General features: G+C 42.8%; 13 protein-coding genes and 1 tRNA gene. 7 read left to right on the plus strand and 7 right to left on the minus strand.

What is annotated here, in order from left to right:
- Positions 1-85: 85 nt before the first annotated feature.
- The 4 genes from IEW74_RS16490 to IEW74_RS16505 form a co-directional block, all read right to left on the minus strand.
- Complete coding sequence (locus IEW74_RS16490) at positions 86-691, minus strand: hypothetical protein (protein WP_188667169.1); 606 nt, start codon at positions 689-691, stop codon at positions 86-88.
- Positions 692-772: 81 nt separating this feature from the next.
- On the minus strand, positions 773-1,555 hold the full coding sequence (locus tag IEW74_RS16495; RefSeq protein WP_188667171.1) for a replication-relaxation family protein: 783 nt from the start codon (positions 1,553-1,555) through the stop codon (positions 773-775).
- 31 nt (positions 1,556-1,586) lie between these two features.
- Complete coding sequence (locus IEW74_RS16500; protein ID WP_188667173.1) at positions 1,587-3,077, minus strand: helicase HerA domain-containing protein; 1,491 nt, start codon at positions 3,075-3,077, stop codon at positions 1,587-1,589.
- A gap of 178 nt (positions 3,078-3,255) precedes the next feature.
- Positions 3,256-3,447 carry a hypothetical protein gene (locus IEW74_RS16505; RefSeq protein WP_188667175.1) on the minus strand — a complete coding sequence of 64 codons (192 nt, stop codon included), beginning with the start codon at positions 3,445-3,447 and terminating at the stop codon, positions 3,256-3,258.
- 318 nt (positions 3,448-3,765) lie between these two features.
- On the opposite strand from IEW74_RS16505, the gene IEW74_RS16510 reads away from it, so the two are divergent.
- Positions 3,766-4,131, plus strand: coding sequence for a DUF7222 domain-containing protein (locus IEW74_RS16510; RefSeq protein ID WP_188667178.1), 366 nt, complete (start codon positions 3,766-3,768; stop codon positions 4,129-4,131).
- On the opposite strand, the gene IEW74_RS16515 is transcribed toward IEW74_RS16510, so the two are convergent.
- Positions 4,128-4,820 carry a response regulator transcription factor gene (locus IEW74_RS16515; protein ID WP_188667180.1) on the minus strand — a complete coding sequence of 231 codons (693 nt, stop codon included), beginning with the start codon at positions 4,818-4,820 and terminating at the stop codon, positions 4,128-4,130. The genes IEW74_RS16510 and IEW74_RS16515 overlap by 4 nt on opposite strands.
- A 136-nt stretch (positions 4,821-4,956) precedes the next feature.
- Here IEW74_RS16515 and IEW74_RS16520 point away from each other — a divergent pair, with 136 nt between their 5' ends.
- From IEW74_RS16520 to IEW74_RS16545, 6 genes are all read left to right on the plus strand, one after another.
- Positions 4,957-5,256 (plus strand): hypothetical protein, encoded by a 300-nt coding sequence (locus IEW74_RS16520; protein ID WP_188667182.1) that lies wholly within the window; start codon positions 4,957-4,959, stop codon positions 5,254-5,256.
- A gap of 37 nt (positions 5,257-5,293) precedes the next feature.
- A complete protein-coding gene (locus IEW74_RS16525) occupies positions 5,294-5,620 on the plus strand; it encodes a DUF3768 domain-containing protein (protein WP_188667184.1) in 327 nt (108 codons plus the stop codon).
- A 10-nt stretch (positions 5,621-5,630) separates the two neighbouring features.
- On the plus strand, positions 5,631-6,551 hold the full coding sequence (locus IEW74_RS16530; RefSeq protein WP_188667186.1) for a tyrosine-type recombinase/integrase: 921 nt from the start codon (positions 5,631-5,633) through the stop codon (positions 6,549-6,551).
- 297 nt (positions 6,552-6,848) lie between these two features.
- Positions 6,849-7,775 carry a tyrosine-type recombinase/integrase gene (locus IEW74_RS16535; RefSeq protein ID WP_188667189.1) on the plus strand — a complete coding sequence of 309 codons (927 nt, stop codon included), beginning with the start codon at positions 6,849-6,851 and terminating at the stop codon, positions 7,773-7,775.
- A 208-nt stretch (positions 7,776-7,983) separates the two neighbouring features.
- Entirely contained in the window at positions 7,984-8,511 is a 528-nt protein-coding gene (locus IEW74_RS16540; protein ID WP_188667190.1) for a hypothetical protein, read from the plus strand.
- Between the two features lie 38 nt (positions 8,512-8,549).
- Positions 8,550-8,864 carry a hypothetical protein gene (locus IEW74_RS16545; RefSeq protein WP_188667191.1) on the plus strand — a complete coding sequence of 105 codons (315 nt, stop codon included), beginning with the start codon at positions 8,550-8,552 and terminating at the stop codon, positions 8,862-8,864.
- A 120-nt stretch (positions 8,865-8,984) separates the two neighbouring features.
- Here the strand turns inward: IEW74_RS16545 and IEW74_RS16550 are convergent, their stop codons facing one another.
- Both IEW74_RS16550 and IEW74_RS16555 read right to left on the minus strand, forming a co-directional pair.
- Complete coding sequence (locus IEW74_RS16550; RefSeq protein WP_188667192.1) at positions 8,985-10,169, minus strand: tyrosine-type recombinase/integrase; 1,185 nt, start codon at positions 10,167-10,169, stop codon at positions 8,985-8,987.
- Positions 10,170-10,303: 134 nt separating this feature from the next.
- Positions 10,304-10,380: transfer RNA gene (locus tag IEW74_RS16555), tRNA-Met, on the minus strand.
- Positions 10,381-10,420 lie beyond the last annotated feature (40 nt).

Genomic DNA, 10,420 nt, shown 5'->3' on the forward strand with positions numbered 1-10,420 from the left:
GTTTACTACCGTTCATCGGGGTTAACCCCGATGAACGGTATCGCAGCATAAATATTAACTCAGGCATCCCACCTTAAATTCGCTGCTAAACTGTCCAACATATGGGGGCCACTTCTTCTTGCCGAATTCTATCTTTAAAAACTCCAATAGTTTCACTTTCCCTCATTTGATTCAAAGAAATTGGAAATACAACAAGATATTCTTTACGATCAAAAATGTCCCAAAATTCACTCTTTATTGAGCGAAGTGATTTTTCCAGTAATTCGATATCAATATAAAGTTCATGATTTGAACAACCGTCTATCGGGGGAAGAATTTTAATGTCTGACTGAATTGGCAAATGCTTCCTAGTAGAATTGAATATAGAACATTGCTCAAGGGCTTTTTGGACGGTTGCCTCGGAGCAGTCGTCAAAACAATCCACACAAGCGTCTGCACATTGGACTGCAAGAACTTCCAAAGTCTCTAGCCCTTCCAACAATGCGCGAATGTGACCAGAAATCTGCTCAGCATATTTCTTATTTTTATTGGCAGCATCTCGTAAATATGAAGGAGCTTTGCCTCTTGGGGTATGATATTTAAATTTAGGAAATATTTCGCCCGTCCACTCAAACGCTCTCTTGCCAACCTCGATATGCGCTAGTGTAAACCCGAACCAATCCCATACTCTATCCGAAAAGTCTTGCATCATCCCCCCAATGAAACTCTAATATTACTATCTCGCAAAATAATACTATATCGCAACTAAAATAAACACATATGTATAGGTTTTCTATTTTTTAGAATACTCTTTAACTTGAAATATGAAGGTACCAAGAGAGAAATAAGGCTCTCTGATTAAAAGCCTTTTTTCTATATTTAAGATTCGCTTTTTTGCCCCTGTCAAAACCAATACTCTTGCACCTTCAAAGTGGTGAAAGCGAGGAGGAAGTGCGTTTATGAATGTTTGCCAGTGATCGAAGACGTTTTGCACCTTAGTGATCTTGGTCAAAAGGTTACTTCTTATTTTCATGTTTTGTTCTATGCGATTAACGACATTGTATCCTGTTGTGATCGGAATTGTCCCCCGATCTATCTCCAACATAAACAAGAATTCAGTCCCTGCTTGTCGCTTTTGAACTATAAACAGAGCGTCATTGCGGACTTGCAAGACTTCTCCCGCTGCCGACTCTGCTTTCAGAGTTATGCTTTTTCCGTTCGAGAGTTTCTTAAATTCAGGGTAAAAGTCTGCTAATTTATATATTTGATCGTTACTGAGGGCTCTTTCTAAATATATCCAATAATCAACAATGGCTGTCCGATGGAAATAGTCGACTATTAAACTTGGCGGTGTTTTGTATCTGTATTCCGTATCAACAAGCCCAGCTTTTTGAAGTTGAGCAAAACCTGATTTTGTTAAAAATAGTAAATCCTGAAGCTTTCCTTTTCGACCAAAATCATACGAGTGAGCAATTACGAACCCTCGGCGTTTCAGCTTCGACACCCCCTTATAAGCACTATCCCGGCTTAATCCGCTAAAACATAACTGATGAATATGCGAGATGGTTAGACTCACTTTCTCTTGCAATTGAAACAGTATCGCAAGATCACAATGAGAAAGGCATGTTGCCATGAGGATTGAAGTTAAATGACTTGGATTTTTTTGATATTTCTGGCTCTACGGTCTTTTCGTACATGAGCGGTGGTGCGCTTTTTGTTATCCGTTTTAGCATGGCTTTTGTTTCTTCTGTTTTTGCATAAGCATTAACAAAAAATCCTTTACCAAACCCACCTTTTTTAATCGAAAAGCGTACAGGAAATTGCTTCAAAAAAACTCGTTCTTTTCCAGCCTTGATATAGAATTGACCCGGCTTCACAGTTCCAAGTGCAATACGGTCATCCAGCCCGAGAATGTCTGCCCCATCCTTCATGTCTTTCCATTTCAAGGAACCATATATTTTTACATTCGCATTGTTAATGAGGGTTCGTTGCGCAGATGGAGACATGCCAGTTTGCCCCAATTCATGATGTGCCAATGTATAACTCACACCTGTTTTTCTTGCCCCGGTTAGAGCTCGTTCAACAGGTTCCGACATATAATATTGAGCTTCATCAAAATAGACAAAAAATGGTTTTGCAGGCTCATTTAACGCCAGTCTTTCAAATGCATATTTCGAAAAGATACTGTGTAGGATGTTTCCAATGGTAACAGCTTCATAAGTTCCCAATGACGTTGTTGTGGCTTTCACTAAAACGTATTTCCCTTGGGAAAGGATTTCTCGAAAATCTATTTCACAGCTTTGGGCACACAGACTTTCATAAAGCGGCTTAGGAATAAGAAAGCTATTCAAACGTCCTCTTAGCGTTCGTCGTGTCCGTTTTGCATCTGCACTGAGATAATCTTCTGAGAAGTAGTTAAACAATGGTTTCGTCGGCAAATTGCCCAACAATGATTTCAGTTTTAATTTTGGATCATCTGAGAGCAAGTCCAACACATCCAAAATTGTTGAATTTTCCTGATAAAAAACAGCCATAAACAAATTACGCAACATGATATACTGAGATTCTGTCATTTCGGGCTGCATATTTGCCGCAAATGCAGCTGTTAAATCACTCGCCAGACCATTTATAAACATCTGTCGTTTCGCCATACTTTTAGGTAATGGGAGCGCGAAAATATTCAATGCTGGCGGGTTCTGGTCAAAGTCCCAGAACTCCAATTTTTTGTATGCCTGAGATTTATGGAGCAATGAAAATCGTTTATTTGCCAAGACTCGTCCAATTAATTCACCATGTGGCTCAATAAGCAAAAAACCTTCTTTTTTTCGTATATGTTGATCTACAAAAAATTCAATCGCACAAGATTTGCCAGCCCCTGTTGCGGCTAAAATATGTGAATGTTTCAATCTCGCTTCATCTAGCCTGTTGCTAGAACTTTGGAAAATATCCGACACAATATTTGCAAGAATCACTCGAACATAATTTTTCCCAAGACCGACCAAGTAGAGAAACGCTATAGCCCCCAGACCATGCAATATTGCAAAAAAACGAAAAGGCAACAAAACCAGCCAGAGAAAACTTGAAGAAATATGTTTCATAAAAAAACTTAGATTTCGGCATTACCATATCTCAAAAATAAAGGGTAAGGTTGAACTCTAAAATTTTTCCAACGTTATTCCAATGGAACTTCCAATTGGTTTCTCATGCTTTGGAAACAGATATCGCTCAAACATGCGGAAAACGCAAAAATTGTAACGCCGACTAATCAAGTTTTTCTTATCTTTTTCCTCTTGCCATCACAGCCAACTCATCTGCATATTTTTTGGCATGAAGAACCTGCGCATCAAACAAGGCGAGATCATCCGTTTCAATCTTACCTTCATACTCTTCAGCTAAAAAACGAATAACGCTCAATCCTGCATATATTTCACTCAGCGCCAGATTGATTTTGCTTTCCCGATTTCTCATGACACAGCAAATTAAGGGATACTTCGTGTGAGAACGCTACATTCATCAACTTCCAAAAATGGATGAAGTACCCCTTAGGATACCGTCTGAAAGTCGATATTGAATGTAGCATGAACAATCGTAGCAAACGCCGATCAAAACAAGCAAGCCGAAGTCATCCTTTAATTACGTTGTCACTCAAACGGATTTGTCAAAAGAAACCGCTCAATATGCCCTCATGGCGAAAAAGGACAAGAATTTGCCAGAAGTTGCTTCTTGCCTTTTTCGCTTAAACTGAGGGCGAAGGGGCGGTGTTCTTATTCCTTAATCCGCATTTCAATGACAACTGCAACAGAACACTCTCGGCTTATCCAAGTTCTTGATGACATTATTCAAGATGATCCACATTCCATGAAAGCCCATATCGCGCAAATCATCATGGATCATGACGTACCAGAAACTTATATTTCCAACATTCTTAATTACGGTTGTGTTTCCGGCACAGTTCCTGAACTGACTTATTATCACGACACCCATAAATTCTTCGATGAGCATTACGATGAAATCGAAGAAATCCGTGAAGATTGGGAATTCCAAACGGGAATGCCCATCAACATCAAAGGCGACCTTAAAAATTATTTGGCGTGGTTTGCCTTTGAACATGTCGTTTATCAAATCGCCAATGAAGCAGAACTGGATTATTAATTCAGCTCTTTTCTCAAAATATAGCCCTCGCCTGCCTCGCTTTTGATCCAATCCTTATGCGAGACAGGTAAGCGTTTTCTCAGCTCGAAAATCCGCCCTTTGAAGTCACGTTGCTTCAGGCAAGTGTCATGGTCGCCCCAGATTTCTTGCTGGATGCGGCTATAAGGAATGATCGTTTCGGGGCTTTGCAGGAAAAGGATCAGCAACCGCCTCAATGCTTTGGTTAAGGGAATGGTTTTGCCCTCAATCTTGAAAACGCTTCGTTCAAGGGCATAGCTCATGCCATGATACTCAAGGCAGGGTTTCTTCGTCCGCCCCGCCTTGATAAAGTTCCACCAGTGAACGACCTTAAGGCGGATTTCTTTTCTAACAAAGGGTTTACGAATGAAGTCGTTTGCGCCAACGCCGTAAAGCTGATCTAAAATATCATCTTGAATAAAGCCACTGATAAAAACAATCAGGCTGTCTTTATTGGTTTGCCGGATATGTTTGCACAGTTCCAGCCCATTGCGTGAACCGTCCAAGTTTATATCAAGCAAGAACACATCATAGTGCTTCTTGCGTATACGTGCAGTCGCTGCCTCAAAATTATGAGCGATTTTTACAGCTGTAACATAATCAACACCGTCAAAACATTGGGCAATGGCTTGGGCAACCGAGGGTCGGTCTTCAACAATTAAGATATTCATGGGGAAGAAAATTAAGGGATATTTCCAACCTTATGCCAACCCCATTAAATCCTTATTAAATCCAGTGCATTTTCCCACCAAATTCCAACCACCTCGCCCATACACTCATGGGTGAATATTCATTAACTCACTTGTCATGCCCAAACTTTCATTTCATCGCCAACCGATCACACTGGATGAATCCGTGATGTTCGGCTATCTCGTTCATAAATACGCTGAAGCTGCCAAAGCACAAAAGCTGGAAACGGACGGGTCATTTTATCTCAGCCTTGCCGAACGCTTCCATCACGCTCCGCTTGATCTCGACCTTCAAGACCTCGCCATAAAGGGCTTGCAAAAACGCGGCTACATCAAAATCAAACATAAAAAATCTTCAGGCAAACGACTTTACAAACTCTTCGTCGATAAACTTTTACGTGATGTGAACTTTCAATAATCACAACAGCCTAAACTCATCCTTTAATTTCAATCATATGGAAACTGAAAACAAAATCGCTCGGCTCAATGATCTATTACGTCGTGAAGGCGTTGGCGGTCGTGTTATGATGACACAAGGCATTCAAGCCCTGTCTGATACCACCCGAAAAAACATCTTCAAAGCCATTCAGGAATTTACCGACTTCAACAAAGATAATGACCCTTACGGCGAACACGATTTCGCGGCCCTCACTGTGGACGGGGAACGCATCAATTTCAAGATGGATTATTACGATAAATCCCTGCAATACGCCTCGGAAGACCCAACCGATCCAACCATTACCGAACGGGTTATGACGGTATTGTTAGCTTCGGAATATTAAGCACCACCCTATGCTTGATAACCTCTTTCATCGGCAATCACTGGAAGACCTGTTCATTGACTATATTGAGCAGGTCAAAATCGAACGTGGTCTGTCACCAAAGACCATTCAGAGCTACCGTGAAAGCCTCAGTTTGTTCGGAGCATTCGTCAATACTGATCACATGAGTTTGCGATATTGGACACTCGATTATCTGCGTCCTTTCTTTCATCATGGGCGTAATGATCGTTGCTGGGCAGCTCGCACCTATCATATCCACCACAACAATTTGAAGAAGTTTGGTGACTGGTTGCTTTTAACCAAACACACCCGACACAATCCCCTGATTGCTATTCAAAAGCCTAAACTCGCCATGGTGAAGAAAAAGGGGCTGAACGTCGAAGAGGTTCACAAGCTGCTCTATGTCGCTCTGCTCAAATCTTCAGCCCTTCCTTTTCTGCGCATCCGCAATCACGCCCTCATCAGTTTAGCCTTACAAACAGGTTTGCGTATGAGTGAGATCATTAATCTCAGAATCCATGATCTCCATTTTCAGGATCACCACCTTCATGTGCGAAGCGGGAAAGGTGGCAAGGATCGCTTTGTCAGCATCACCAATGATCTGCAATCCACCTTGGAGGTTTACCTGAAAGAACATGAAAAATTCTTTCAAATGAAAACGCTGATCCTGTTTCCTTCTAAATCTGGAAAACTGTTTGCGGTACGAGAATTCAGACGTTTGACGGATCGGCTGGGAAAACTTGCTGATATAATTTTTTCCTCCCACGACCTCAGACGGACTTACGCCAGCACCCTTTCCAAGCAAGGTGTCTCCGCCTTTGTTATTCAGGAACAACTCGGTCACAGCGATATTCGCGTCACCATGCGCTATGTCAGTTTTGAGCAGAAAAACAAAGACGATATTTTAAAAGACATCCACCTTTACAATTAAGGGGGTGTTTTTAGATCGCCTTGATTTTCGATAATTTTCCTGTAGCGTATGGATGACACATGAGGTCATTCATAAAAACGAAGGCACTGTCAATTCAGATTAGATAAACGCCTTCCTGAAGCCAAAAACACCGTTTTTATCGCGCAAAATTTAATGTCATCATAGTTTGCACGCAGGAGGTCGGCGGTTCAACTCCGCCATGCTCCACCAGATAAAGAAAAACCCAAGCTTTTGACTTCAAGAGTGACCCACTGTCTTCGACAGGTGGTCACTTTTTGATTTCTAACCAACTTGCTTATGTCAATCTATGCCCAATTGACTTTACAGGAACTGCACGAAAGGTTTTGTGCAGAAGCTGAAAATATTCGTCGTTTAAAGCCCAAAACAATCAAATGGTACCGGGAAGGCTTTCAGAGCCTGTTGCGCTTCAAAGTCTATCAACACGCCCGACAACTGAATGAATTGGAACTCTCGGATTTCATGTTCTGGGGGATGAAAGAACAGGCTTGGAAAGAACGAACCTTGATGGCCTATTATAATTCGCTTAACTCGTTCTTTAACTGGTGCGTGAGAAAACAGGCTCTTGAGGTAAATCCGCTGAAAGATATTCCCCGTCCCAAATTGCCACAACAACTGCCTAAAGCGCTCTCCCAAGCAGATGCGGTTCGCCTGTTTGAATGTGTCCAGATCATGCCGATCCCAGCGGAATACACACCGCCGATGTTTCATAAACGCCGGAACATCGCAATTTTTGCCATGTTCCTATTTACCGGGATCAGGCGACAGGAACTGATTGACCTCAAGTTCACAGACATTAATCTTGAGGAAGCAAGCATTACTATCCGATGCGGAAAAGGCAGTAAGGACCGCATTATCCCCATGTCGCCGGAACTCAAAATCCACCTGCAAAAATATATAGAGGAAAGGGAAAAGCATCAGATTGTAGCTTCCCCATTTTTCATCAGCCATCATTATCAAACCAAGATCAGCGACAGCACTTTGAAACGACTGTTCAAACGTGTTGTGAAGCTCTCAGGTATTCATTTCTCTGCCCACAAGCTACGTCATACCTTTGCAACGCTCATGGTTCGGGCAAAATGCGATGTGCTGGCTTTATCGAAAATGATGGGGCATTCCAGCATCAAGACGACCATGATTTACATGAGTGCCAGTGATGACCATTTGAGGGAACAGATCAACAATCATCCTCTGAATTTTCTTTAATCCATACAGATTGGAATTCTCAATTCATGTGCAAGCCAAGATATCAAAATATTTTCCAACTACAGTTTTGAAGCAATTCTGAGGTATAGCAATATGAGATACTGATATATGTACGGGACGGTTATTCTTAAACTTTAAGTGTAGATTTATGCTTGAAGTTAGGTAGACTATGAAATCTTATATTTAAAGATCAGGGGAAGAGAGAATCATGCTTCGGGTTATCGTTGTATTTTTAGTCGCCGTTTCTATTTCATCATGCGCAAGTCGTCCTCGTGTTACGGTGGATGCTTTAATGAAAGATGGGGCTTACAAATTAACTACTAATGCTGATTCAAGTTTTTCAGTCCAAGAATCATTGCATGTCGGACAAAACACTCTTCACCCAGATTCAAATGGGAAAGTAAGCTTTAAGAACATTACTATCTGGAATACCTACGGCTTTGCTGACTCTTCTTCATATTGGGCTGAAGATCAGAAAATCTATGGTAACAGTACCGTTAAAGGAATTACTAAAGCATTGGCTTTGGGAACATGGGAGGTGAAAGATGGTTTGATTTGTACAAAATACGATACCAAACGCTGGCACGACACATGTTCGGAAACATATTACAACCCCAAAGACAAAGCACTTTATGTTGTTTTGGAAAATGGATGGGCTCCTGCTCGAATTACAAAAATCGTGCAAGGCGATCCTACAAACTTGAAAGAATTGGTCATGAAAGACCGCCAAGGTTAATAAATTCCCCTATAGCGAAGTTTTTTCAGGAAACCAAAATGACACTTTCTAAAGATGAGGTCGTTATCTACGTTGACCTACTAGCTCACGCACAATTTTCTATCGAACCAAACCCCAGTTCCATTCAAGACCCTGAACTTTTAAAAACTATGAAAGCTCTTGCTCTTGGTATACGAGCTGATAATTGCCTTCAAATCCTGAAGGCAATTGGGGAAAGTAGTTTTCAAAAATTTTTTATCGTTAAACCCCAAAGCCATGACCTCCAAGTTAATACTGAGAAGCTGTGGGATACCGTCAACAACTTCAATGAATATAAAGAGCTAAGAGACTTACATAATCGCATGCCCTCATAATATTTGCCCTAAAAAATGATGCGTGATCATTTTGCAAATTGCGTAAACCCATTCCTGACCTTGTAAATGCGCGTGGCATTTACGCTGTGTTCCCTGACCCTCAGCTTGCTCGAGAGAGGGTCATCTTAGGTAGTCTGCCGTTGCGTCTTTCTTACCTGAAAGACCCTTCGGCTTTTTCTTTACCTTGCGCACATTGATCGCGCTGGCATCCAGCGTGTTTTTGATGTGGGCGGCGTAGTGTTTTTCGATCATCTCGACCGATGTGCGACAGTTTTTGGCGATTTGATAGATGTCTGCGCCTTCCATGAGGCGGAGGCAGATGTAGGTGTGTCTCAGGCTATAGAGCGTGCGTTTCTGTCCGTCACGGTCTACCTTGAGGTCTTGTTCGTCCAAGATGCGGTTGAACATACGCAGATGATTGTGGGGGAAGACCTTATCGCTTTCTTCATACTCATTGCGCTGACAGACGCGCTCATAGGGGCGCACAGCGCCTTTGGTGGATTTGCAGTACCCAACGCCACGCTTACCCCGTACTTCAATGACAAGAATTGTCTCGTCGGTGTCTCCGTCCTCAACAATCTCTACGTCACGATGTTCGAGATTAAAGAGTTCATCCGGGCGCAGCCCTGTATTGGCGGCAAAGAGGATCATGTCGTGCAGGTCTTCAGCTTGTTTCTTATGCCGTCCCCCTGTGGCAGCGGCATTCTGCCTTGTGGCCTTATAAAGCTGTTCGTATTGCTTGGGGCTGAACCAAGGGCGATGCACCACCTTGCTCTGTGCGCCATAGGGCTGGGACATATCGGGCAGGTGTTGCAGCCAGTTATAGCGGATTGCCACTTTGAGAACTTGGCTTAGGGTGACAATCTCATCATGCAGGGTGCTTCGTGCCGGAGGCTTGGCGGCAGTTTCCATGCGGTGAATACGGTATTCCTGTATCAGCCCAGCGGTAATCTCGGACAGCCCCTTATCGCCAAAGAAAGGGACGAGGTGCAGCCGCAACCGCGCCTTATGACCTTCGACCCATTTGGGGCTACGCTGCCCCTTCGTCATGGCTTCATATTCATGGGCAAACAGATCAGCAACCTGTTTAAAGGTCTTTTCGTTTTTGATTAAGCCCTGTCGGTCTTTGTCTCTCAAGGAGAAGAACCAGTCCTCGGCAAACTGCTTGGCAAGGGAGAGACTTTCTTCCTTGGTCGAAGTGCGATGATTTTTCCCCGCCAAAAAGGTGGAGCATTGCCAAAACTTGGAATTTTCGCGGCGGTACACATAGACTTTGCCGCCCATAATGGTGTGTTTTTCCGTCATAACAGGCCTTTCACAAGTGGAGCAGTAAAATGTGTAAGGAATGTGTAACGATAACAGGGGAGATTCACGCTGTCAAACTAAGCGCCGCAGGCATTAAAAAACCCTGCTACTTCAACGAAGTAACAGGGTTCTAGTGGTTGCGGGGGCCAGATTTGAACTGACGACCTTCAGGTTATGAGCCTGACGAGCTACCGGGCTGCTCCACCCCGCGTTGGTGTATTTGTAACGACAAAGCCGCCTTTTGAGGGGCG

The organism is Terasakiella brassicae, from assembly GCF_014641495.1.
Lineage (GTDB): Bacteria > Pseudomonadota > Alphaproteobacteria > Rhodospirillales > Terasakiellaceae > Terasakiella > Terasakiella brassicae.

Bases quoted from the DNA above. Each gene is read 5' to 3' on its own strand.
- IEW74_RS16505 (WP_188667175.1), bottom strand. From the start codon at position 3,447: ATGAGAAATCGGGAAAGCAAAATCAATCTGGCGCTGAGTGAAATATAT.
- IEW74_RS16520 (WP_188667182.1), top strand. From the start codon at position 4,957: ATGCCCAAACTTTCATTTCATCGCCAACCGATCACACTGGATGAATCC.
- IEW74_RS16525 (WP_188667184.1), top strand. From the start codon at position 5,294: ATGGAAACTGAAAACAAAATCGCTCGGCTCAATGATCTATTACGTCGT.
- IEW74_RS16515 (WP_188667180.1), bottom strand. From the start codon at position 4,820: ATGAATATCTTAATTGTTGAAGACCGACCCTCGGTTGCCCAAGCCATT.
- IEW74_RS16500 (WP_188667173.1), bottom strand. From the start codon at position 3,077: ATGAAACATATTTCTTCAAGTTTTCTCTGGCTGGTTTTGTTGCCTTTT.
- IEW74_RS16535 (WP_188667189.1), top strand. From the start codon at position 6,849: ATGTCAATCTATGCCCAATTGACTTTACAGGAACTGCACGAAAGGTTT.
- IEW74_RS16530 (WP_188667186.1), top strand. From the start codon at position 5,631: ATGCTTGATAACCTCTTTCATCGGCAATCACTGGAAGACCTGTTCATT.
- IEW74_RS16540 (WP_188667190.1), top strand. From the start codon at position 7,984: ATGCTTCGGGTTATCGTTGTATTTTTAGTCGCCGTTTCTATTTCATCA.
- IEW74_RS16510 (WP_188667178.1), top strand. From the start codon at position 3,766: ATGACAACTGCAACAGAACACTCTCGGCTTATCCAAGTTCTTGATGAC.
- IEW74_RS16550 (WP_188667192.1), bottom strand. From the start codon at position 10,169: ATGACGGAAAAACACACCATTATGGGCGGCAAAGTCTATGTGTACCGC.
- IEW74_RS16490 (WP_188667169.1), bottom strand. From the start codon at position 691: ATGATGCAAGACTTTTCGGATAGAGTATGGGATTGGTTCGGGTTTACA.
- IEW74_RS16545 (WP_188667191.1), top strand. From the start codon at position 8,550: ATGACACTTTCTAAAGATGAGGTCGTTATCTACGTTGACCTACTAGCT.